This window comes from Candidatus Amarobacter glycogenicus (assembly GCF_016704105.1).
GTDB classification, from domain to species: Bacteria; Chloroflexota; Dehalococcoidia; order Tepidiformales; family Tepidiformaceae; genus Amarobacter; species Amarobacter glycogenicus.
Window position 1 is genome coordinate 887,338 of sequence record NZ_JADJAT010000001.1, and the last position, 22,252, is coordinate 909,589.

Here is a 22,252-nt window from a genome sequence, read left to right on the forward strand (position 1 = left end):
CAATCACATGGTCCGGTTCATTCACACTTCGGACTGGCAGCTGGGCATGACGCGGCGATTCCTTTCGCCGGAAGCGCAATCGCGCTTCACCGATGCCCGATTGCAGGCGATCCGGACAATTGGCGAGAAGGCCCGGGAGCACGATGCGGCGTTCGTGGTCGTCGCGGGCGATGTGTTCGAATCGAACATGGTGGAACGTCAGCTGGTCCAGCGGGCGCTCCACGCGATGAAAGAGGCCGCGGTCCCGTTCTACCTGTTGCCGGGGAACCACGACCCGCTCGCCGCGGGATCGGTGTTCCTCTCGCGCGAGTTCACCGCGGAGTGCCCACCGAACGTGGTGGTGCTCGACGGAACACCGATCGAGGCCGCACCCGGCGTGACCCTGGTGAGCGCACCATGGCGTTCGAAGAAGGTGACTGCGGACCCGATTGCCGAGGCCTGCGAGGCCGCGGCGGGCATCGATGGCATGAAGGTACTGGTTGGGCACGGGCGGTGCGAGATCTTCTCACCGGACACGGAGTCCCAGGAACTGATCCGGCTGGGCCCCGCGGAGGCGGCGGTGGCATCGGGAGGGGTGCAGTACATCGCGCTCGGCGACCGCCACTCGCGGACGGCGGTCGGGTCGAGCGGGCGAATCTGGTATTCCGGCGCCCCCGAGCCGACGGAATACCGGGAGACCGATCCGGGCCTTGCGCTTGCGGTCACCCTGGAAGGCGACAGAGTCCAGGTGGAGGCGCTCAAGGTGGCAACCTGGCGATTCACCGAACAGCCGTGGGACGTGAACGAGGCGGCAGACATCTCACGGCTCCGGAACTGGCTCGACGGGCTGCCCACGAAAGAGCGGACGATCCTGAACCTGGGGCTGAAAGGGACGATCAGCCTCTCGGTCGCGGCAGCACTGGAGGAGATCCTCGACCACTTCGAGCCGATGTTCGCCGCGATCGAGCGGCGCGTGAGTGACACCGACCTGCTGGTCGTGCCTTCCGAGACCGACTTCTCGGACCTTGCCCTTTCCGGGTTCGCGGCGCTGGCGGCAGGGGACCTGGCAGGGCTATCAGAGGGCGGGGGGATCGAGGGCCGGGAGGCGGGTGATGCGCTGCTCCTGCTGCACCGCCTGGCAAGGGGCGCCGCATGAAGTTCCATCGTGTTTCACTCCGCGACTACAAGGCGATCCGAAGCTTCGTGATCGAACCGCGCGAAACAGGCGTGACGATCATCGAGGGCGAGAACGAGGTCGGGAAATCGAGCATCGCCGAGGCGTTGTGGCTGGTGTTCGACCAGACCGACGACTCATCGAGCGCCGCGGTGCGCAACCTCAAGCCTGCCGGGCGCGACGCCTCGACCGAGGTGGAAGTCGATGTCTCGACGGGGCAGTACCGGTTCACTTACTTCAAACGGTTCCACCGAGGCTCACGGACCGAGTTGCGCATCGCCGCGCCGCGGCAGGAGACGCTGACCGGCCGGGAGGCTCACAACCGCGCGCGGCAGATCCTGGACGAGACGATGGACCGCGCGCTCTGGGAAGCATTGAGACTCCAGCAGGGGGCAAGCCTGGAACCGCTCAACGCGGGAGACCACCAGTCACTCCTGAGGGCTCTCGATGTAGCCGCGGGGGAGCTTCTCGGCGGTGACCGCGAGCAGACGCTGTTCGAGCGAATCGAGCAGGAGTTCCTGCGCTATTGGACTTCGACAGGGCGCGAGAAGGCCTCGGGAGATGGCCCGAACGCGCCGCGCCTTCGCAGGGCGCGCGACGAGGCGCAGGCGGAAGCAGAACGGATCGCTGCCCGGATCGCTTCGCTGGAAGAACGCGCAAACCGGAGCACGGAGCTTTCGGACCAGATTGCCACGCTGGTTGCTGATTTGGAACGCCTGAAGGAACAGCAGGGGGAGCTTTCCCGGCAGGATGAAGCGCGCCAACGGTTGGCCGGGAGCGTCGAGACGACGGCAGCGCGGACGGCCCAGCTTGAAGGTGAAGCGAACCGGATCGCAAACCAGCTAGCAGCCCGCGACAGCGTGGAGGCATCGCTGGTGCTTCGGAAGAGCGCATGTGACCGGGCAAGAGTGGAGCTGGACGAAATCGCCGCGCCGCTCACCGAGGCGAGCGCACGGCTGGTGCGATTGGAGGCGGCTGCGGCCGAGGCCGAGCAGGCGATTGGAGCCGCAAATCGCTCCGCAGCGACCGCAGAAGAGTTCGTCCGGCTCTCAGAGCGCGAACTGCAAGTAACCCAGATGTCCGAGCGGCTGGCTCGCATCGAGAGCAACGAACCGGAGTTGCGCGGGGTGATCGGCTGGCTCAACGGGTGCAAGGTCGACCGGCGCGCGCTGCAGGAGATCGCCGGGGCGGAGCGGGAAGTCGAAAGAATTCGCGGGCTTCGCGAGTCGGAAGGCGCCTCGATCGAAGTCAGCGCACTGGAAGCGACCGCGCTGGAGGTCGACGGGCAAGAGGCCGAGATCGGGCCGGACCGCATCTACAGCGGCAAGGTTCATGGGGTGTCGACGCTGAGACTGCCGGGGGGAATCGTCGTCCGGATCTCCGCGGGCGCGGCAGCGCGCGAACTCGAAGGCGCACTGGCGGCGGCGACTGCCGCGCTCGAAGAGTGCCTCGCCCAGGCCGGAGTTGAATCGGCACAGGAAGCGCGGGAAACGTGGGACGCGCGGATCAAGAGTGAGGAGCGGCGGAAGTTCCTGATGGAACAGATCCGCGCCGACCTGCGCGACCTCTCGGCGGACGCGCTCCGGGAGAAGCTGGAACGCGAACGCGCGGCGATCGGCGCGATTCGCGACGCGGCGCAGGCGGGAGTGCCCGAGTCTCTCGATACGGCAAAGACCTTACGCGACCGAGCGCTCCAGGCAGCGCGGGATGCCGTGGAGGCCGGGAAGCTGGTGAGCCAGGACCTCCAGGATGCCCGGTCCCGCGGAGAGCAGCTGGAGCGCCAGCAGTTCGAGCTGAGTACCAGCTTGAAGTCGGTCGCCGCCGAGGTGGCGCGACACGAGGCGGAACTCCTGCGACTGGACCAGGAACGCGGCGACCGGCCGCTCGCGGATGAGCTCGCATCGGCGCGAGCGGCCGTCGACGCGGCGACGGCGAAACTCGCCGAAGGCAGGCTGGCACTCGCGGCACTTCCGGATGTCTCGGCCACCAGGACAACGGTCGCAACGGAACTCGCCGGCGTGGAACGAAGACTCCAGGAGGCTCGGGACGAACGTGCTCGAGATGTGGGCGTCCTCGACGACGCGGGCGCCGAGGGGCTGCACGGCCTTCTATCGGGGGCCGAGCAGCAGCAGATGGAAGCGGCGCAAGAGCTTGGCGCGTACGAGCGCCGAGCGACCGCGGCGAAACGGCTGTTCGACACCATGACCCGCCGCCGCGAGGAAGCTCGAGAGAATTACGCGGACCCGATGCGGCGCGCGATCGAAGGACTCGGCAAGCGGGTGTTCGGCCCATCTTTCGGGATTGAGCTTTCAGAAGCGCTGCAGATCATGCGGGTAACGCGGAGCGGAGAGTGGCTCGACGTGGGCCAGCTCAGCGTGGGCATGAGGGAGCAGCTTTCGGTGCTGACGCGGCTGGCTTGCGCTTCGCTGGTGAGCGCCAGCGATGGCGCGCCGGTGGTGCTGGACGATGTCTTTGGCTGGGCGGACCCCATTCGACTGCAGAAGCTGGGGCCGATCCTCGCGGACGCGGCGCGGGAGACGCAGGTACTGCTGTTCACCTGCCATCCCCGCCGGTTCGACTCGGTCGCACCGGCGAGGGTGATCAGCCTGCCAACCGGCCGAGTGGAAGAGCGCCGCGAGGGAGACATGGCGCCTGCGCCGGAGGTCGCGCCACGTGCTGCGGGCGCTGCCGGCCGCTCGACAGTGACCGCGCGAACAGGCACGCCACAAGCGGCGTTCGACCTGTTCGGCGAGCCCGAGGCTGCGGGAACCCGTTAGTAGGGGCGGACTTCGCGGGCGAAGTCGCGGCCGCCGCGGACGGTGACGCGCATGACGGCGCCGAAACGGGAGTCGTCTTCAATCAGATCCACCACACCGGCCGCGATATCTTCGGGCAGGAGGATCCCGCCGACCATGCGGCCCATCTCTTCGACATGTTCATCGCCGCTGCGGCGGACGAGGGGGGTATCGGTGAACGACGGGCAGATGGCGTTGACGCGAATGTTCGCTTCCTCGGCCAGGTAGGCGAGGGAACGAGTGAAGTTGACGACGCCCGCCTTCGCCGCGGCATAGACCGGCGATCCGGCCATGGGCAGCAGTCCACCCATTGAAGCCGTATTGATGATGACCCCGCCCCGGCCAGAGCGCCGCATCTCGCGCACAGCGATCCGGGTGGCATCGATGACGGCTGTCAGGTCGATATCGATGACCTTCGCCCAGTCTCCGGGGTCGTCGGCGAAGAGGTCTTCCCCGCCGATGCCGGCATTGTTGAACGCGACGTCGAGACGGCCAAAGTGCTCGAAGGCACAGGCGAAGGCCCCGGCGAGATCCTCTGTCCTGGTCACGTCGCAATGGCGGAAAACGGCAACACCGCCCTTCGCGCCGGCCAGATCCACCGTTTGGCGGCCACCGGTCTCGTCGAGATCGGCGACGATCACCTTCGCGCCTCGTCCCGCAAGGGCAAGGACGGCGGCGCGGCCGATGCCTGAACCGCCCCCGCTGACGACGATTGCTCTGCCTTCGATTTCCATCAGGTGCTCCTTGTTGCGGGCGCCGTGGCCGGCTGGAAGTTCGGGATCGAAACGCTATCGGTCGTTCGAAGCGTGGTGCGCCATTGTAGGCCCGGAGTGTGTCGTCCGTGCCGTCGCATCGACAACCGGCAGGCAGCGACTCGACAATTCGCGGATGCCAATTTTCGCCGTTGGGGACAAAGTCCCTCGCATCCATCCTTCCGCCTTCATCGCCCCGACCGCCAGCATCGTGGGCGATGTCACCATCCACGAAGACGCGTCGGTGTGGTACGGCGCGGTCGTCCGAGGTGATACGAGTTACGCGGTGATCCACCGCGGCGCGAACGTACAGGACGGGGCGGTTGTCCACGGCCGGGCTGAACTGCCGGCGATCATCGAGGAAGAGGCTTCGATCGCCCACAATTGCGTGGTGCACGGGGCAGTCATCGGGAAGCGGGCGCTCATCGGGAACGGCGCCCTGGTGCTGGACGGCGCGAAGGTTGGCGCGGGGTCGCTCATCGCGGCGGGTTCGGTTGTCCTCGGTGACACCGAGATCCCACCGGGGGTGCTCGCCGCGGGGACGCCAGCGGTGGTGAAGCGCCAGATCGCGGGGACGGCCTCGGAGGAGTGGGTGACGGGTAACCCGGGCCGTTACGCGCGGCTGGCGGTACTGCACGGCGAGGGAATCCGGGAGATGTCACGGGACGAGGTGACAGTCCCCTGACTCGGAGTCAACGCTGCGCGGCGAGCAGGCCAGCCACCAACAGCGCGACAACGAAAGCCGCGCCGATGAGGGCCTGCAGGGTCCTTCGCTGGTTGGCGGTGAGGCCTGCGGCCGATTCATCTTCGATGATGTTTTGGCCTTCCTCGTTCTCGCGGAGTACCTCGCGGGCGTGGTGGGCTTTGCCGACCGGCACGAGGATCGCCCAGGCGCCGCCAAGGGCGAACGCTGCCGCCCGGTAGGGTGCAGTGTGGCCCTGGATGCGGGTGCGGATACCCTCAGCTTCGAGGCGTCCGGCGACGATACTGGCGACGGCTTCGGAATCACCCTGCCAGACCTGTTCCCAGGGTCGCGACTTCCGCTCGATGCGCGCGATCGGCCCCATGGAGCTAGGCCGGAACCATCGTGTCGAGGCGGTGGCGGCGGAGTTCAGCCATCACCTTCGCGCCGGTGGCCGCATCGGGCTCGACCACCGGGAGCCGGGGGGCGCCGATTTCGAAGCCAAGCTGCCGAAGCACGTAGCGAATGGTGCTCGGGCTGCCGTTGAGGAAGCAGGCATCGGTGACTCTGCAGAGCGGCCGGTGGATGGCGGCAGCTTCTGAAAGACGGCCCTCGTGGATGAAGCGAAGCATCTGTTGTTGCTGGGAGGCGACGATGTGCGACGTGACGCTGATCGCTCCCCAGGCGCCCATGCACCACAGGTGGAAGTTGTCGTTGTCGTTTCCGCTCCAGATCTTGAAGTCGGGCGCTGCGTCCATGATGGCGGCGGAGTGGGCAAGGTCGCCGTTCGCTTCCTTGTCACCGACGATATTCGGGATCTCGGAGCAGCGGAGCACGGTTTCGACAGTCATGTTGATGCCGGTGCGGCCTGGGACGTTGTAGACGATGACCGGCAGACGCGTGCTCTCGGCGATGGCGCGGAAGTGCTGGAAGATGCCTTCCTGCGGGGGCTTCAGGTAGTAGGGGACGACGGCGAGGATGCCGTCTACGCCAGCTCGCTCGGCCTCGTGCGAGAGGTGGATGGAATGGCGCGTGTCGTTCGTGCCCGCGCCTGCGACGACGGTGGCAGAATCACCGAGCTCTTGCTTCACCTCTGACCAGAGCCTGAACTTCTCCTCGTCCGAAAGAAGTGGCGCCTCACCGGTTGTGCCAGCGAGGACGAGGCCATCGTTGCCGGAGCGGACGAGATGCGCAGCAAGCCGGCGCGCATGGGCGTAATCAACCTCCCCTCCAGGCGTGTACGGGGTGACCATCGCGGTCAGAAGACGGCCGAGTTCAGGCATTGGGAGCGGGCTCCTCGGTGAGGTGAATCGTTATTGTCGATTGTTGGATGGCGGTTGTCGATTCCTCGCGACGGACACGGGACGGCCCCGGCAGGGACTGCCGGGGCCGCAGGGAGGGACTCAGTAGCTCCAGAGGGAGAGAACTACTGGGAGCTGGCAGGTCCGTGCTGACCGCGGCCCGCTCGGCCTTCGTTGACGAAGCGTGCGATAGCGGCGGCGGCACGCTCCTTCGCGGTGTCGGCCTTTTCGGCTGGCAGTTTGCCATCGGCGACGGCCTTGTCGATGGCTGTGTTGGCGTCGGCGACGAGGGCGTCGATGACGGCCTGGGTCTGGGGGCCGGCGATGTCGGCGATGGTCTGGCCGCCCTTGAGCTGGTCGCGCAGGGTGGCGACGTCAGTGCCAAGGACTTCGGCGACGGTTTCGAGCGAGTGCTTGGCGGCAGAGCGGACCTTGCCACCGCGATCCTCGCCACCGTCTCGATGCTTGCCCGGGACAGCGTTGAGGAGACGGTCGATCAGTTCGGGAGCTTTCGCTTCGATGGCGTCGGCCTTTTCCTGGGTAAGGTTGCCGTTCGTTACGGCCTCATCGAGCCTGGCGGCGATGGCCGTGAGCGCGTTGGCCTTCGCCTGGGCGGCGGAGACATCGCCGTACTGGTCGATGATCTGGCCGAGGGTGAGGCCGGCGCCGGCGCCTTCCTTGAGTTCCTCGCGGGTAACCCCGGAGTCCTTCAGGACACTGGCAATGCCGAGCTTGATGGGGTGGGCGCGGCGTTCCGCCTGGCCCGAGGGCGTGCCGGAGCCCGGCTCGTCGGCGAGTGCGACGCTGCTGGCGCCGATGATGCCGACCGCGATGACGCTGGCCAGGCCAACGGATGCGATGCGGCTGCTTCGAAGTGAGAAGCCCATGTGTTTCGGAAACCTCCGTGATTCGCCGGGGTGAGTGCCCCCGGTCAGTGATGCAATGGCGGAGCCACGGCGAAAGGTGCCGCGGGGCGCAGCGGTCCTTTACGCGTGCTTTTCGATCCAGCGCCCCTGGAAGAGGAGCAGGTCCCCCGTGCGAACGGAGACGGCGGCGGGTGAAGAGGCGATCTCGTTGTGGATGCCGCGAGGACCGAAGGGGAGGGTGAAATCGCGAAGCGGCCAGCGGAGGCCCTCGGTGGTAACCCCGGTGCACTCGCCCAGGGCGACGAGGGAGATCACGGTCCCGACAGGTCCTTCGATGGAGGCGGTGCCGTGGACGGAGCTGATCGTGAACAGTTCATCGTGCATGCGAATTCGCGCCCGCCCGCGGTAGGCGGTGAGGACGGAAAGGTTCGCCAGTGCGTGGTCGGAACGGCCGCCGCCGGCCCCCAGGATTTCTATCTCGTCGCAGCCGAGTGAGAGCGCATACGAAACGGATTTTTCGAGATCCGTGGTATCGAGCCGGGCGGCGCGGTGGAACCGGTCGCCGGGAATCGCGGCGCGTGTCGCCTCGTCGACGGAGTCGAAGTCTCCCACGACGGCATCTGGGATGAGGCCGTTGGCGAGCGCGTGGCGAGCGCCGCCATCGGCGGCAACGATGAGGTCGCCGGACCGATGGCAGCCAGCCACGAGAGATACCGACGGCGCTTCGCCATTCGCAAAGAGAAGGGCGCGCATGCGGGTAGTAAAGCCCCGAAATGAGCATGGCGCGAGCGACTGGCACATTCGTGACCGTAAGGCTAACGTGTTGGATGCAGATTACTGGAGGTAAGTTACCAATGCCTACGATCCCCGACTCCCATCGCGACATCCTCACGGGGAACAACTTCGCGCACGTGGCGACCCTGACGCGGTCTGGTGGACCGCAGGTCACGCCTGTCTGGATCGACCTGGACGGCGATACCGTTGTCTTCAACACGGCGGAGGGCCGGGCGAAGCAGCGGAACCTGGACCGGGACGGTCGTGTGGCGATTTCTGTCCATGACCAGGCGAACCCGTACCGCTACATCCAGATCCGCGGAGTGGTCGAGGAAAAGACGCACGCCGGCGCGGATGCCCACATCGACCGGCTGGCGAAGAAGTACATGGGGCTGGATTCATACCCTTACCGTTCGGAAACGGAACGGCGGGTGATCTACCGGATACGGCCCGAGCACGTGCAGGTGATGGGGTAGGTCGCTCGCACTGACCAGGGCGGCGACGTAGCATCGCGTCCGATGAACGTCCTGCTCCTGGGGGCCAACGGGCAGCTTGGCTCCGACATTGTGCGGCTCTGGGACGACCCGGATGTCGCGCTCGCCGGGGCCACGCGCGCTGACGCGGACGTGACCGACGTCGCCGCTGTGGCGCGGCTTGTGCGCGAGGTCCGTCCGGACGTCGTCATCAACACGACCGCGTTCCACAACCTCCCGGTCTGCGAACAGGACCCGGAGACGTGCTTCCGCGTGAACGTCCTCGGCGGCTGGAACGTCGCGAGGGCGGCGGCCGATGCAGGGGCGGCGATTGTGCAGCTGAGCACCGACTACGTATTCGATGGCACAAAAGGCTCGGCCTACGTTGAGGACGACGCGCGGAGTGCCGTCAACGTTTACGGCGCCGCCAAGATCGCAACTGAGGACGTGGTTCGCATCGCGAACCCGGCCGCGCTGGTGGTACGAGTCTCCGGGTTGTACGGGCTGGCCGGATCGGCGGGCAAGGGCGGGAACTTCGTGGAGACGATGCTTCGCCTGGCGCGGGAAGGGAACCCGATCCGGGTTGTCGGTGACCAGGTGACCGCGCCGACAAACACGGCCGAGATCGCCGAGGCGCTCCTCCCGCTCATCCGCGAGGGTGTCCGCGGAGTGGTCCACCTGGCCGCCTCGGAAGGCTGCAGCTGGCACGACTTCGCCGCCGAGATTTTCCGGCTGGCGGATGTCGCACCGCCGCTGGAGGCAGTGACGACGGAGGAATTTGGGGGACCGGTGAAACGCCCGATGTATTCCGTCCTGAAGAGCACACGCGGGGCCGAACTCGGCCACTGGCGGGACGGGCTGGCCCGGTACATGCGCGAGAAGCACGGGATTTCGCGCTAGGCCCCGGTTCCGTACCATCCGGCCCACGCTCGGTCAGGAGGGGAAGCACACCATGCGAATCCTGGTCACCGGCGGAGCCGGTTACATCGGCAGTGTCCTCGTGCCGAAGCTCCTGGAACGCGGGCACGAGGTTCGCGTTGTCGACCGGATGTTCTGGGGCCTGCCCCACTACGCCCATCTCCCCGGGGTGGAGCTGGTCAACGCCGACGTCCGAAGGCTCCCGGAGGGCGTGTTCGAAGGAATCGATGCCGTCGACCACCTCGCGGGCTTTTCCAACGACCCGACGGCCGAATTCAGCCCCGAAGCCAACTGGCAAATGAACGCCGTTGCGACCGATTCGATCGCCGAGCTCTGTCGGGCGGCGGGAGTGAAGAGGCTGGTCTTCGGGAGTTCGTGTTCGCTCTACGACGGCGCCGCGGGCTCGGAGGAGCTGCTCGACGAAGCCGCCGCGATCGCGCCGCTGGGCGCATACGCCACTTCGAAGCACTACTCTGAGGAAGCACTCCTGAGGCGTTCCAGTAGCGACTTCGAGCCTGTGATCCTGCGGCAGGCGACGGTTTTCGGGCTGAGCGCTCGAATGCGGCTGGACCTCGTGGTCAACGCTTTCGTGAAGGATGCGCTCGTGCGCCAGCGGCTCATCCTCCACGGGGGCGGGCGCATGTGGCGCCCACTCATCGCGGTGAACGACCTGGCGGCGGCCCACGCGGCCTGCCTCGAGGCCCCCAGCGAACTGGTCGCCGGAGAGACATTCAATGCGGTCGGCTCGAACTACCAGGTGCGAGAACTGGCCGAGGTGGTCGCGAACGCGCTGATCAAGCTGGGCAAACCGGTTGCACTCGAAGACGGACCGCTGCCGAAGATCGTGCGGAACTACCGTTGTTCGGGGGAGAAGCTGAGGAAGCGCCTGGATTTAAAACTGGAGACGACTCCGGCCATCGCGGTGAACGAGCTGGTCGCCCAGTACGGCAAGACACCGATCGAACAGCTCGGGCACCCGCGGTATTACAACATCGCGTGGATGGAACTGCTGGAGCAGGTGCGGCCCGCTTACCAGGCGATGCAGAACATCTTCGAACCGATCGAGGAGTAAGTGTGGACATCAGCGTTACGAAGACGAAGCTCGATGGCGTCGTACTCATCGATACGGAGTTCTTCCGCGACGAGCGCGGGTTCTTCATAGAGGTGTGGCACGCCGAGCGATACCGGGAGCATGGGCTGCCGGACGCGTTCGTGCAGGATAACCACTCACGGTCGGCGCGGAAGGTGCTTCGCGGGCTGCACTACCAGGACACGACGGCGCCGATGGGCAAGCTGGTCCGCTGCACGGCCGGGGCGATCCTCGATGTGGCAGTCGACCTGCGTGCCGATTCGCCGACGTTTGGCGAGTGGGTCGGGGCCGAACTGACGAGCGAGAATATGCGGCAGATCTGGGTACCGGACGGGTTCGGCCACGCATTCGCGACGCTGAGCGAGTTCGCCGAGGTGCAGTACAAGTGCACCGGACTCTACACACCGCTATCGGAGGGCACGGTGGCCTGGAACGACCCTGACATCGCCATTGAGTGGCCCTTCGATGATCCGGTGCTTTCGGGGCGCGACCAGAATGGGATGAGCCTGAAGCAGTACAGCGCGAACCCGGCATTCCGCTACACCGGAGCTTGACGGCCGCGGCGGGTACACTTCGGCGATGATTCGACGAACGTGTCTCGGGCTTGGAGCGGCTCTGGGATTGCTGCTGGCCGCCTGCAGTTCCACGGACGAACGTGTTGCCGACGCGCCGGAAACGAACGCCGACCAGACGACGGCGAGGGCGACGGGAGCCGCCGCGACATCGACTCCGCCGGCGCAGGCGATCCGGAAGCTGGGGACCTCTTCGGGCGTGGCGACGACGGCGAAGGACCCGAGCTTCGCGCCGCTGGCCGGTGCAAAGGCCGCTTTCGGGCAGATCGACCGGGCGGCGTACCAGATCGAGATGCCGGACTCCTGGAACGGCGAGCTGGTGATGTTCGCGCACGGGTTCGCAGGGTTCGGCACGGAAGTTGCGGTGCAGGCGCCTCCGGCGGCGTTGCGGCGATACCTTATCGCAAGCGGCTACGCCTGGGCTGCGAGTTCGTACAGCGAAAATGGCTACGTACCGGGCATCGGCGCCGATGACACGCTGGCGCTCAAAAAGCTGTTCATCACGAAGTACGGCGAACCGAAGCGGACCTACATCACGGGCGCATCGATGGGAGGGAACGTCGTGGCGCTGGCGCTGGAAAACCAGCCGGGCGAGTACGACGGCGGCCTGGCGCTCTGTGGGGCACTGATGGGCATCGGGCAGATCGACTACCTGATCTCGTGGGTGGCGGTCGCCGAATACGCTTCCGGGCTGGCGTTTCCCATCGGCCAACCAGGTGCGGACCTCGGGACGCTGATCCTCCAGGAGATGCCGAAGGTGCTCGGGAGTTCGGCGACGCCGACTCAACGGGGCCTCCGCTTCGCGTCGATCATCAAGAACCTCACCGGCGGGACGCGGCCGTTCTTCCAGGAAGGATTCCGGGAGCAGTACGCAGTGAACTTCGGGCTTGCCCTGCTGGACCCGGAGCGGAAGGGGCTGGTCAACCGAGCGGCGACGAACACCGGCGTGGTCTACCACATTGACCCGGGGCTCGGCCTGACCGATGCCGAAGTGAACGCGGGCGTGCGGCGGTTCGCGAGCGACCCGGCAGCGCGCAACGCCGAGCAGTATCCCGACGCGGCGCTGACGACCGGGAAGATCAGCGTCCCACTGCTGACGCTGCACAACACGGGCGACCTGTTCGTGCCTATCACGATGGAGCGCGACTACAAGAAGGCGGTGACGGAAGCGGGAAAGAGCGACCTCCTGGTACAGCGGGCGATACGTGCAGGGGGACACTGCAAGTTCAGTGAACCAGAGCTGACCACGGCCTTCCAGGACCTTGCGGCGTGGGTGCGCGATGGGAAGAAGCCGAAGGGCGAAGACCTTTCCGGGGACCTGGCGAACGCCGGCATGGAGTTCACGAACCCGTTGCGGGCGGGGGACCCGGGCGGGGTGAACTGAGGCAACGGGGGCGGGGGTGTCCTGGGGCGAACCCGTCCAGCGCTCCACCGGGCTGGTGCACCCAGCGTCTTGACAGGCCGTGGCGGCGGGAACAGGATGCGTCCAACTCATTCGGGTCGCGTGAATTAGTTGACAGCGCCTGAATCGACCCCTGAGCCCCTGCTGAGCGCGGCAGTCGTTCGCCTGACGTGCCTGAACTTCCTGTTCTTCAGCGTCTACCTGCTCTATTTCCCGACGCTGCCGTTCTTCATCGAACGCCTGGGTGGCGCGAAGAGCGAAATCGGCCTGCTGATCGGCATGTCGAGCCTGGCATCGCTGGTGGCACGGCCATTCGTCGGATACGCAGTCGACGCCTACGGGCGGAGACCAGTGATGCTGACGGGACTGGCGGTGTTCGTCCTCAATGCACTGCTCTACAACGTGGTGCAGTCGGTTGCCTCAGTGGCGGTCCTGCGGCTGCTGACGGGCGCTTCGATGGCGATTTTCGTCACATCGGCCAGCGCTTCGATCGCGGATGTCGCTGCGCCAAGCCGGCGCGGCGAGGTGATGAGCTACTACGGACTTGCCAACAGTCTTGCCTTCGCGATCGGCCCGGCGCTGGGCGGATTCATCATCCACGCCGGGTGGCTAACGGGATTCGACGACGCCCTCACCAGCCGGATGGGCTGGCTAAGCGGCGCCGAGACCGGCGAACTCCACTTCACCTCGCTCTTCCTGTTCTCCGCGGCAGTCGGCGTGCTTGCCCTCGGGATTGCCGCGCTCGGCGGCGAAACGCGGCCGACGGGAGTGGGAGCGGGACGCAAACTCGACCTCGGCAACCTGTTTTCACGGGCGGGAGTCTTCCCCGCATCGATCAACTTCGCGAGTTCATTCGTGATGGCGTCGATGGTGACGTTCATGCCCTTGTTCGCCCGCGATCACGGGCTCGAGAACGCGGGCTCGGTGTTCATGGTGTACGCAGGGATGGTCATCATGATGCGGCTCAGCCTGGGGCGGTACATGGACCGGTATCCGCGATCGTGGTTCATCGTGCCGGGCATCGCTTCCCTGTCGCTCAGCATGATCGTCATGGCGACCGCATCACATCCCGCGCAGATGTTCGTGGCGGCTGCGTTCTTCGGGGCCGGCGCAGGTTCGTTCCAGCCCGCGATGATGGCCCTCCTGGTCGACCGTTGTGCGCCAACCGAACGCGGCCGGGCGCTGAGCACGTTCACGCTCGGAAATGACCTTGGCCTGAGCATGGGCGCGCTCCTGCTCGGCGTGGTGGTCGAACATGCGGGCTTCCGGGCCGCGTTCTCGGTCTCGGCCACGATGGCCGGGTTGGGGGCGTTGTTCTTCGTGATTGCGACGCAGCGGGCGCATGGGTGGCGACAGCCTGTGGTGGCGCGGGCGTAGGCAGGCTTGCCATCCGCGAGTGGTATGCCTACCATTCCTGCGAGCGAAGAGGAGGTGTCTATGCAAACTGCAACAACTTCCACGATGACCTTCGCCACCCGGGCGCGCCTCGCGGCGTAGCGCGGCGGGCGAAGTGGCCCGCGGGCGACGCCCGCGCACTTCAGGAGTCAGAACCACTTGAGTTTCGTACTTGGTACGGTCGTGGAATGCGACCAGACGGGGTGCACCGTGCGCCTTGTCGAATCGGGAGAGACCACCCGCGCGGTGTTCTCGCAATTGGTCCGGGATAAGGTCCGTATCCGCCGTCAGCAACTGGTAGCCATCGATGAGGGCAGTTCGCTGCCGGAAATCGCCTGGCGCTGGTTTCGCGGCGTCGTCGAGTCGATCGATGACGCCGGGGTGGCGATTCGCAGGCTGGACCTTCCACCGGGGTCGTGCCGGACTGTGGCGAACCCACATGGCATCGCTGTTGCCGTCGGCGGCGAGGTGTACTACGGACACCTCGATGACTGGGAGGTAGTCGCCGCCGTCCACGACGACGCACCGGAGGACTCAGAATCGGTGTGCCGGCGGTACTTCGACCGGGTGAGGGAAATCACTCGAACCTGAGCGGCCAAGCAGGCGTCGGAGGGGGATCCAGCGCATGGACCCCCTTCCTATGCGCGCGTGGCAAGTGCCTGGCCGACCGCCTCCTGCATCAACTGGAGGTAGACGTCGTGGAACGCTGCAGTCGTATGGACGCCGTCATCCTGGTAGAAGACGTCTCGATCGGGAGCCCGGCTGATCGCTCCTTCGAGATCGGCCACGACGAAGTGGTGCCGCGCTGCCACGGCGAGCAGGCGAGCCTCCATGCGATCGAAACGCTCGTGGACGCGCGGCTCGCGCTCCTGGACCTCTTTGGAGAAACGCACATCGCGAACCACGACAACCTGGGTCGACTCCCTTCGGGCGAGACGGTCCATGATCTCCTCGAAGATCGCGGTGGTCTGTTCAACGGTCGAAAGCGGGCGAGTGCCGAGCACCCGGCGGGCCGCCTTCCGGGCGGCGCGGTTTGCCGAGCGGCGAAGCCGGCCTTCACGCGTGTGCCCCTGGAAGCGAGCTTCGGAGGCGAGGAAGAGTCGCGCTGCGCGAGGGCCGAACCGGGCTCGGACGCTCTCCGCAACGGTCCCGACGGCGATCACGAACCCCGTCAGCGGGAGGATGACGATGTCTGGCTCCGCTTTCTCGACCGCGCCGACAAGGTAGTCGACTGCACGGGAGCCCATGGCAGCGAAGCGAACCTCGCTGAGTTCGCAAGGCTCGCCGGTCCCGGCCGCGACCCAGGCGCGGGTGCGTTCGGGCCACGGAAGGACACCTTCGGGAAGAAACGCCGTCCCGGAGTCGCTGTGACCTGCCACGAAGAGCCGAGTCATTCCCGGGATCATAGACCGAGGCGGGCACTCTCGTGCCCGCCTCGCGAATTGACCCTCAGCCGGACCAGGTCAGATGCGTTCGACGACGGTGGCGGTGCCGATGCCGCCGCCGACGCACATGGTGATGAGACCGTAACGGCCGCCGGTGCGCTCGAGTTCGTTAATGATGGTGCCGAAGAGGCGAGCACCGGTGCAGCCGGTGGGGTGCCCGAGGGCGATTGCGCCGCCGTTGACGTTGACCTTGCTCATGTCGGCGTTCATTTCGCGCTTCCACGAAAGGACGACGCTGGCGAACGCCTCGTTGATCTCCACGAGGTCGATATCCCGCATCGTGAGTCCCGCACGCTGGAGGGCGAGTGGAGTCGCGGTGATCGGGCCGGTGAGCATCAGCGCCGGATCCGAGCCAACGACGGCCTGGGAAACGATGCGGGCGCGAGGCTTCCAGCCCATCTCCTTCGCCTTATCGAGGTGAGTAAGGAGGACAGCGGACGAACCATCGGTGATCTGGCTGGAGTTGCCGGCGTGATGGACGCCGTTCTCGCGGAAGCTGGGCTTCAGCGCGGTGAGGACTTCGAGGGTGGTGTTCGGGCGGATGCCTTCATCAAAGTCGATAACGGCATCGACGAGTTCCTCGGTGCCATCGGCGTTCTTGTTCTTCTTCTTGCCGGGCACCGGGACCATCTCGCCCTTGAAGCGCCCTTCCTTCTGGGCACGGGCCGCCTTCATCTGGCTTTCGACAGCGAACTCATCGGCCTCGCCACGGGTGATGCCCCACTTGTCGGCGATGCGCTCGGCAGAAAGGCCCTGCGAGGTGAGGTCGTACTGGTCCTGCATCGCCTGGGTGAAGGGGTAGCCCATGTTCTGGCCGACGTTCGCGCCGAGCGGGATCTGCGACATGAACTCGGTGCCGCCCGCCACGACAACCTCGTGGACGCCGGAGCCAATCTGGTTGGCGGCGAAGTGGACAGCCTGCTGGCTGGAGGAGCACTGGCGGTCGAGGGTGACGCCGGGAATGGTGTACGGCCAGCCGGCGGTGAGCACGACATTGCGAGCGAGGTTGGTCGATTGCGCGCCGACTTCACTGACGCAGCCATAGATCACGTCGTCGACGATCTCGGGGTCGAAGCTGTTGCGCTTCGCGAGTTCCTTGAGGAGGAGTGACGAGGTTTCGATGGGGTGGTTCTGGGAGAAGACGCCTCCGCGCCGCCCGAGGGGCGTGCGGATCGCGTCGACAATGACGACTTCGCGCATGTGGACTTCCTTGTGAGGTTTGTTTGCGTGGTGCGAAGGAAGTGTACGGCATCCGGGGTACGTGGCGGGCCGGGCGTCGCCTGGAAAGCGAGCACGGTGTCCGACCGTCGTTCGGCCTATGCTGGAGACACTACGGAGGGGCACCAGACCTATGGCCGGGATTGTGGAAGCAGTACACCGAAGCGCGGAATACACGTTTTCGAAGGCAGAAACAGACTCGATCCGCCTGATCGAGGGCCTTGGCGTGGAAGGCGATGTGCATTCGGGGACAACCGTGAGACACCGCTCACGGGTCGCTATCGACCCGACCCAGCCGAACCTGCGGCAGGTGCACCTGATTCACTCGGAGCTGCACGAACAACTCGGGGAGCAAGGCTTCGCGGTTGGACCCGGGCAGATGGGCGAGAACATCACGACACGGGGGATCGACATCCTCGGATTGCCAACGGGCGCTGTGTTGCACCTGGGAGCAACGGCCGCGATCCGGGTGACGGGCCTGCGGAACCCCTGTGGACAACTCAACGGCCTGCAGGCTGGCCTGATGAAGGCTTGCATCACGCAGGATGGCGCCGGGAACGTGACCGAGCGGCGAGCCGGCGTGATGGCCGTGGTCGTTTCAGGCGGAGAAGTCCGTCCCGGCGACGCGATCGTGGTCGAGCTTCCTGACGGAAGCGCGGAGCCACTGAGACCGGTTTAGGCAAGCGGCGCGACGAAACGGAGGGCGCCGGGGACGATCTCGATCTTCGCCGGGAGGAAGCCACCAAGCTCGCCATCGAGGTCGAGCCGTGAGCGTTTCGGCGAAGAGAGTTCGACGATCTTCGCGGGGTGGCGGTCGACGCCTTCCATGTCGACGTGGGTGCCGCCTTTCCGCTGACCGTCGACCGCCTGGAGGACGGCTCGGCGGCCAAGGTCGCCCCAGCGGATGACATCGAGGATGCCGTCATCCGGCGCGGCGCCAGGGGCGGCTACGAGGTCTCCGCCCCAGAGTTCCATGTTGTGGACGCTGACGGAGTTGTAGCGGCCGTCGTACGCCATCCCATCGATGGCGAGCGTGAACTGGCGGCCCATTGGTCCGAGCATCCTCACACCGGTCATGACCATGTACGGGGCGGTATCGCCGAGGCGCTTGAGCCAGCGCGGTGTTGACTGCGAAATCTCGGGAACCCAGCCTGCCGAAGCGGCGAGGAGGAAGTAGCGGACCTGTTCCTGGCCATTTTCGTCGCGGGCGGTGACTTTTCCGGCATCGATGCGACGTTCGAGGCCGGCGGTAATCGCCTTGATGGCGAGGCTGCCACGGGTAATACCCAGGGCCTTCGCGATGTCTTTGCCGGTGCCGAGGCCGATGGTGCCGAGCCGGACGCGGTCGCCTGCGCCCCTGGCAAGGATGCCGTTGGCAACCTCGAAGACGGTCCCATCGCCACCACAGGCAACGAGGAACTCGCGGCCGGCGTCGATGGCTTCTTCGGCGAGTCCGGTGCCGTGGCCGCGGTGAGTCGTGAAAACGATGTCGGCGGCGAGCCCGGCGCGCTCGATGGCGTCGATGATGGTGCCGACGCGCTTCTTTGTACGGCCGCCGCCGGAGTTCGGGTTGAGGATGAAGAGCGGCCTTGCCGCCACTTCAGGCGATATGCTCTCTGTCACAGACTCACCCTAGCGCGAACCGGGCAGAAGGTGAAGGAGCACGATTGGAATCGCACGAGAGCTTTCGGGCGATGGACACCGATATCGACCTGTTCATCGAGACGGCAGGGGCGCCGCCGCCCGGCGCGTTCATCGGCGTGCGGCTGCTGTTCGAACAGCAGGAGGAGCGCTTCTCGCGCTTCCGCGAACAGAGCCTGCTCTCGAGGCTGAACCGGGGCGAGGTCATCGAGGACGCATGGCTCGCGCGGGTCGTGGCCATGGCGATCGATGCGCATCAGCTGACCGGCGGGTACTTCAACCCGATGGTCCTCCCGGCGCTGGCGAAGGCGGGGTACGACCGGACGTTCAAGGAGATCGACGCGGAGGGCCCACTCGAGCCGCAGCGCGTGCCCGATCCGGCGAAGGTCATCCGGGTCTCGGGGCTTTCCGTGGAACTGCTGGCCGGGCAGATGGATCTCGGCGGGATCGTGAAGGGATGGACGGCTGACCTCGGGGCCGAACACCTCGCGACCGACCACCGAAACGCGTTCGTGAACGCCGGGGGGGACATCAGGTGCCTTGGCGATGACGCCACGGGGACGGGCTGGGCGATGGATGTCTCCGCACCCGACGGGTCGACCGGGTGGAATGGCCGGCTGACCGGCGCGATCGCTACCTCGACAACGCTGAAGCGCCGATGGACGGTCAGGGGCGGAGGTGAGGCCCACCACCTCATCGACCCCGGGACAGGAATGCCCTCCGATTCGCCGTTCGTCCAGGTGAGTGTGAAGGCCGAAGCCTGCTGGCTGGCAGAAGTGTGGGCGAAGGCTGTGCTGATCGGCGGGCCGAGCGTGATGGAGCGCGCCGCGCGGGCGGGGCTGGCCGTGCTCGCCTATGGACGCGATGGCGCCCGGCCGGTGTCAGAGGGCTGGTGAACTGTCAGCGCCGACGGGTGGAGGCGCCGCTCAGTCCTTCAGGCGCGAGAGATCGTAGACCAGGAAGACGGTCGGGCCCTGGCGGATTGGGCTGCCGCCGGCGCGCTCGATGGTGACCACCGCGGTGTCGTAGCTGGTGATGCCTTCGGGGACGATTGTCTGGTGGCGGGCAAAGCCGTCCGGATCGGCGGCAAAGGTACCGAGGCTGTAATACTTGCCGCCCGAATTGACCCAGAGCTGGTAGGTTTCGCCGGCCGGACGCTGGGGCAGGTCACTGGCGACGAACCAGACTCGCTTCTGGTCGCCGTCCCAAACGAGGCGGCCGATGGATGTCGAATCTTCGGCGGCCGGGACGACATCGGCGATCCTCGTGTTGTTTGAGAGGAGAGCGACGATGAGGTCCTGGTCTCCGGTCGCTGCATCGGCGAGGCGAGCAGCTTCCTTCTCCTGGTCATCGAGCTTCCGCGTGAGGGCGGCGATTTCGACTTCCTGGGAGAGGGCCTCATCGATCTTCCGCTGGAGCCGTTCGTCGTCGTCGCGAAGGCCGCTCATTTCTCCCCGCATCCAGACCATGCCGGTGAACGCGGCCACAGCGACGAAGACGGCGGCGATTCCGGCCGCTGTCCTGGCATAGCCGGCGACACGGCGCAACGGCCCTGGGCGGCGGATACCGGCCGCGGCAAGGACGCGGTCCTTCAGGTGCGACGGTGGCCGCTTAAGCGGGGAACTCATCGCGAACCTGGCGGCCAGGCGTTCTGAATCGCGGACGATTTCGCGGCAGGCCGGGCACTCGGCAAGGTGAACCGTGACGGCATGTTCGGACGCCGGTTCGAGCGAACCGATGGCGAATTCGTCCGCCTGCTCCTGAGTGATGTGTTCGCCTGTCATCGCTCGCGCCCTAACCCCTGGCTTCCAACGACTTGCGGAGCTTCTGCATGCCGAGGCGAATCCGAGTCTTCACGGTGCCCAGCGGTTCGTGGAGGCGGGCGGCTATTTCCTGCTGCGTGAACCCGCCGAAATAGGCGAGCTCGAGGGCAGTCTTCTGTTCTCCTGGCAGGTCCCGCAAGGCAGTCCTGACGGCGAGCTGCTCTTCGTGCAGTTCGGCCGTTGATAGGGGGTCGGGTGGATGAGTGGCGAAGAGCGGCTCGGCAGCCTCATCGGGCTCGCCGAGGGGGCCGCCTTCGCGGCGCCGTCTCCGGCCGCGCGCCCTGAGCTCATCGACGGCGCGGTTGCGAGTGACGCTCATGAGCCAGCTGAGGAACCGGCCACGATCGGCGATGAATGCCTCGGGCCGGCGCCAAAGGCGGACGAAGACATCCTGCGACGTATCCTCGGCCAGCCCGGCATCGGCGAGTATGCGAAACGAAGCCGAGTAGACGAGGTCGACATACCGGTCGTAGAGAACGGCGAAGGCTAGTTCATCGCGGCTGGCGATAGCGAGCATAAGGGCTTCATCCGGCCAATCGGCGCGGGAGGCGAGTTCCGCCTCCGCGGGACGGGCGAAGACGACCGTCCTACCAACGTTACGTATACCAGCCGTTTCCGGATTCCCCTGAGTCCCCATAGGTATCTCAAATCGAGATCATACATGCGGCCCGCGCCCGAACCAGCGACTTTACCGTTCTTGTCGAAAGGCGGCTTATCCATTTACGCGACGCTACTGGCAGGTGTCCGACACTGGAGGGACTAAGACGGGAGTGACCGCCGATGCGCCGATTCACGCGTCCCCTGGCAGCCGGAATGCTGGGCCTTACCCTGCTTGCAGGGGCTGCCTGCTCTGATTCACCTGCCTCGACGGCAAGTCCTGAGACCCAGGCTCCAGCAGCGGCAAGCCCCGCCGCCGATGGAACACGACAGACTTCGGTGAGCCAAACGAGCGACGAGCTCTCGACTGCGGACCTGGTGAAGCTGGCGGAGCCATCGGTCGTCCGCATTGAGACGAACAGCGGCGTTGGCACCGGATTCGTGGTGGGCGCGGACGGCTACATCCTGACCAACTTCCACGTGGTGGAGGGCACAACCGCCGGCCGAACGGCGAGCAACATCCGGGTGACCCTGAGCGATGGTTCCGTTGTGGCCGCGACTGTCGCCGGGACCGACTCCCGGACAGACCTCGCGGTGCTCAAGATCGAACGGACGGGCCTGAAGGCATTGAAGTTCGCTGACCTCGACAACGTCCTCATCGGACAGGACGTCGTCGCCATCGGTTACGCACTCGACCTGCAGCAAGGAGAGGGGCCGAGCTACAGCGTCACGCGGGGGATCGTCAGCCAGAAGAACCGCGTAATCAACGAGGGAGCTCAGGCGCAAATTTACGGGGCTGTGCAGACGGACGCGGCGATCAACCACGGGAATAGCGGCGGTCCGCTCCTGAACATGTATGGCGAGGTGGTCGGGATCAACACCGCGCTGGCGCCGGACGGGACGGGTGGCACCGCCTCCGGCATCGGCTTTGCGGTCGGCTCAGACGTCGCGCGGGCCGTCTACGAGCAGATCCTGACGAGCTCCCGAGTGAACCGTGGCTTCCTCGGGATCGGCACCTTCGAGACGCTGCGCCCCGCCAAGGCGAGGGAACTCAACATCCCAGAGTCGCAGGGCGGACTGCTTGTCGGCAACGTGACCGCCTCGGGCCCAGTCGGCACTGCCGGCCTGAAGGCCGGCGACGTGATCATCCGGCTGGGGAACACCGAGATCGCGAGCGAGAACGACCTGATGGTCGCGCTCATCAAGAACAGCGCGGGGCAAACCGTGACGCTGGAGTACTACCGCGACGGCAAGAAGGCGAGCATCCAGGTGACTCTGGGGACGCCCTGACCCGGACTGAACATGACCTCTCCACGAATGAGGCCTCCCGGGTGTTCCGGGAGGCCTCATTCGTT

The 22,252-nt window shown here is 66.2% G+C and carries 23 protein-coding genes; 13 read left to right on the forward strand and 10 right to left on the reverse strand.

Annotated features, from left to right (window positions below):
• The first annotated feature begins 7 nt into the window (after window positions 1-7).
• Together IPG14_RS04495 and IPG14_RS04500 are read left to right on the forward strand one after the other, a co-directional pair.
• Window positions 8-1,135, forward strand: coding sequence for a metallophosphoesterase (locus IPG14_RS04495; protein ID WP_343391011.1), 1,128 nt, complete (start codon window positions 8-10; stop codon window positions 1,133-1,135).
• Complete coding sequence (locus tag IPG14_RS04500; RefSeq protein WP_343391012.1) at window positions 1,132-3,930, forward strand: AAA family ATPase; 2,799 nt, start codon at window positions 1,132-1,134, stop codon at window positions 3,928-3,930. The genes IPG14_RS04495 and IPG14_RS04500 overlap by 4 nt, the downstream gene beginning before the upstream one ends.
• Here the strand turns inward: IPG14_RS04500 and IPG14_RS04505 are convergent.
• Window positions 3,927-4,682: an SDR family NAD(P)-dependent oxidoreductase gene (locus IPG14_RS04505; RefSeq protein WP_343391013.1), complete on the reverse strand. Its 756-nt coding sequence runs from the start codon at window positions 4,680-4,682 to the stop codon at window positions 3,927-3,929. The two genes, IPG14_RS04500 and IPG14_RS04505, sit on opposite strands and share 4 nt — an antisense overlap.
• 154 nt (window positions 4,683-4,836) lie before the next feature.
• Between IPG14_RS04505 and IPG14_RS04510 the strand changes: the two genes are divergently transcribed.
• The gene (locus IPG14_RS04510; RefSeq protein ID WP_343385378.1) at window positions 4,837-5,385 is read left to right on the forward strand and encodes a gamma carbonic anhydrase family protein; all 549 of its coding nucleotides are present in this window, start codon (window positions 4,837-4,839) and stop codon (window positions 5,383-5,385) included.
• Window positions 5,386-5,392: 7 nt separating this feature from the next.
• Here the strand turns inward: IPG14_RS04510 and IPG14_RS04515 are convergent, their stop codons facing one another.
• From IPG14_RS04515 to IPG14_RS04530, 4 genes are all read right to left on the reverse strand, one after another.
• Window positions 5,393-5,767, reverse strand: a complete 375-nt coding sequence (locus IPG14_RS04515; RefSeq protein WP_343385379.1) for a hypothetical protein — start codon at window positions 5,765-5,767, stop codon at window positions 5,393-5,395.
• A gap of 4 nt (window positions 5,768-5,771) precedes the next feature.
• Window positions 5,772-6,665: a 4-hydroxy-tetrahydrodipicolinate synthase gene (dapA, locus tag IPG14_RS04520; RefSeq protein WP_343385380.1), complete on the reverse strand. Its 894-nt coding sequence runs from the start codon at window positions 6,663-6,665 to the stop codon at window positions 5,772-5,774.
• Window positions 6,666-6,808: 143 nt separating this feature from the next.
• Window positions 6,809-7,570, reverse strand: a complete 762-nt coding sequence (locus IPG14_RS04525) for a hypothetical protein (RefSeq protein WP_343391014.1) — start codon at window positions 7,568-7,570, stop codon at window positions 6,809-6,811.
• Window positions 7,571-7,669: 99 nt separating this feature from the next.
• Entirely contained in the window at window positions 7,670-8,302 is a 633-nt protein-coding gene (locus tag IPG14_RS04530) for a thiamine diphosphokinase (RefSeq protein ID WP_343385382.1), read from the reverse strand.
• Window positions 8,303-8,403: 101 nt separating this feature from the next.
• Here IPG14_RS04530 and IPG14_RS04535 point away from each other — a divergent pair, with 101 nt between their 5' ends.
• The 7 genes from IPG14_RS04535 (at window position 8,404) to IPG14_RS04565 (ending at window position 14,764) form a co-directional block, all read left to right on the forward strand.
• Window positions 8,404-8,799: a PPOX class F420-dependent oxidoreductase gene (locus tag IPG14_RS04535; protein ID WP_343385383.1), complete on the forward strand. Its 396-nt coding sequence runs from the start codon at window positions 8,404-8,406 to the stop codon at window positions 8,797-8,799.
• A gap of 42 nt (window positions 8,800-8,841) precedes the next feature.
• The gene (rfbD, locus tag IPG14_RS04540; protein ID WP_343391015.1) at window positions 8,842-9,696 is read left to right on the forward strand and encodes a dTDP-4-dehydrorhamnose reductase; all 855 of its coding nucleotides are present in this window, start codon (window positions 8,842-8,844) and stop codon (window positions 9,694-9,696) included.
• Between the two features lie 52 nt (window positions 9,697-9,748).
• A complete protein-coding gene (locus tag IPG14_RS04545; protein ID WP_343388265.1) occupies window positions 9,749-10,786 on the forward strand; it encodes an NAD(P)-dependent oxidoreductase in 1,038 nt (345 codons plus the stop codon).
• 2 nt (window positions 10,787-10,788) lie between these two features.
• Complete coding sequence (rfbC, locus tag IPG14_RS04550; protein ID WP_343391016.1) at window positions 10,789-11,358, forward strand: dTDP-4-dehydrorhamnose 3,5-epimerase; 570 nt, start codon at window positions 10,789-10,791, stop codon at window positions 11,356-11,358.
• Between the two features lie 25 nt (window positions 11,359-11,383).
• The gene (locus tag IPG14_RS04555) at window positions 11,384-12,760 is read left to right on the forward strand and encodes a DUF6351 family protein (protein ID WP_343391017.1); all 1,377 of its coding nucleotides are present in this window, start codon (window positions 11,384-11,386) and stop codon (window positions 12,758-12,760) included.
• A gap of 129 nt (window positions 12,761-12,889) precedes the next feature.
• Window positions 12,890-14,155, forward strand: coding sequence for an MFS transporter (locus IPG14_RS04560; protein WP_343385388.1), 1,266 nt, complete (start codon window positions 12,890-12,892; stop codon window positions 14,153-14,155).
• A gap of 177 nt (window positions 14,156-14,332) precedes the next feature.
• On the forward strand, window positions 14,333-14,764 hold the full coding sequence (locus tag IPG14_RS04565; RefSeq protein WP_343391018.1) for a hypothetical protein: 432 nt from the start codon (window positions 14,333-14,335) through the stop codon (window positions 14,762-14,764).
• A 47-nt stretch (window positions 14,765-14,811) separates the two neighbouring features.
• Here the strand turns inward: IPG14_RS04565 and IPG14_RS04570 are convergent, their stop codons facing one another.
• Window positions 14,812-15,567 (reverse strand): SGNH/GDSL hydrolase family protein, encoded by a 756-nt coding sequence (locus IPG14_RS04570; protein WP_343391019.1) that lies wholly within the window; start codon window positions 15,565-15,567, stop codon window positions 14,812-14,814.
• A 69-nt stretch (window positions 15,568-15,636) separates the two neighbouring features.
• Entirely contained in the window at window positions 15,637-16,818 is a 1,182-nt protein-coding gene (locus IPG14_RS04575; protein ID WP_343385391.1) for a thiolase family protein, read from the reverse strand.
• Between the two features lie 151 nt (window positions 16,819-16,969).
• Between IPG14_RS04575 and IPG14_RS04580 the strand changes: the two genes are divergently transcribed.
• Window positions 16,970-17,515, forward strand: a complete 546-nt coding sequence (locus IPG14_RS04580) for an MOSC domain-containing protein (RefSeq protein WP_343391020.1) — start codon at window positions 16,970-16,972, stop codon at window positions 17,513-17,515.
• Here IPG14_RS04580 and IPG14_RS04585 read toward each other — a convergent pair.
• Window positions 17,512-18,459: a YegS/Rv2252/BmrU family lipid kinase gene (locus IPG14_RS04585; protein ID WP_343391021.1), complete on the reverse strand. Its 948-nt coding sequence runs from the start codon at window positions 18,457-18,459 to the stop codon at window positions 17,512-17,514. The genes IPG14_RS04580 and IPG14_RS04585 overlap by 4 nt on opposite strands.
• Before the next feature lie 44 nt (window positions 18,460-18,503).
• Here IPG14_RS04585 and IPG14_RS04590 point away from each other — a divergent pair, with 44 nt between their 5' ends.
• On the forward strand, window positions 18,504-19,373 hold the full coding sequence (locus IPG14_RS04590; protein ID WP_343391022.1) for an FAD:protein FMN transferase: 870 nt from the start codon (window positions 18,504-18,506) through the stop codon (window positions 19,371-19,373).
• Window positions 19,374-19,403: 30 nt separating this feature from the next.
• Here IPG14_RS04590 and IPG14_RS04595 read toward each other — a convergent pair whose 3' ends face one another.
• Together IPG14_RS04595 and IPG14_RS04600 are read right to left on the reverse strand one after the other, a co-directional pair.
• Window positions 19,404-20,261 (reverse strand): anti-sigma factor, encoded by an 858-nt coding sequence (locus tag IPG14_RS04595; protein ID WP_343385395.1) that lies wholly within the window; start codon window positions 20,259-20,261, stop codon window positions 19,404-19,406.
• Window positions 20,262-20,271: 10 nt separating this feature from the next.
• Window positions 20,272-20,937, reverse strand: a complete 666-nt coding sequence (locus tag IPG14_RS04600; protein WP_343391023.1) for a sigma-70 family RNA polymerase sigma factor — start codon at window positions 20,935-20,937, stop codon at window positions 20,272-20,274.
• A 299-nt stretch (window positions 20,938-21,236) separates the two neighbouring features.
• Here IPG14_RS04600 and IPG14_RS04605 point away from each other — a divergent pair, with 299 nt between their 5' ends.
• Window positions 21,237-22,187, forward strand: coding sequence for a trypsin-like peptidase domain-containing protein (locus IPG14_RS04605; RefSeq protein WP_343385397.1), 951 nt, complete (start codon window positions 21,237-21,239; stop codon window positions 22,185-22,187).
• Window positions 22,188-22,252: the final 65 nt, after the last annotated feature.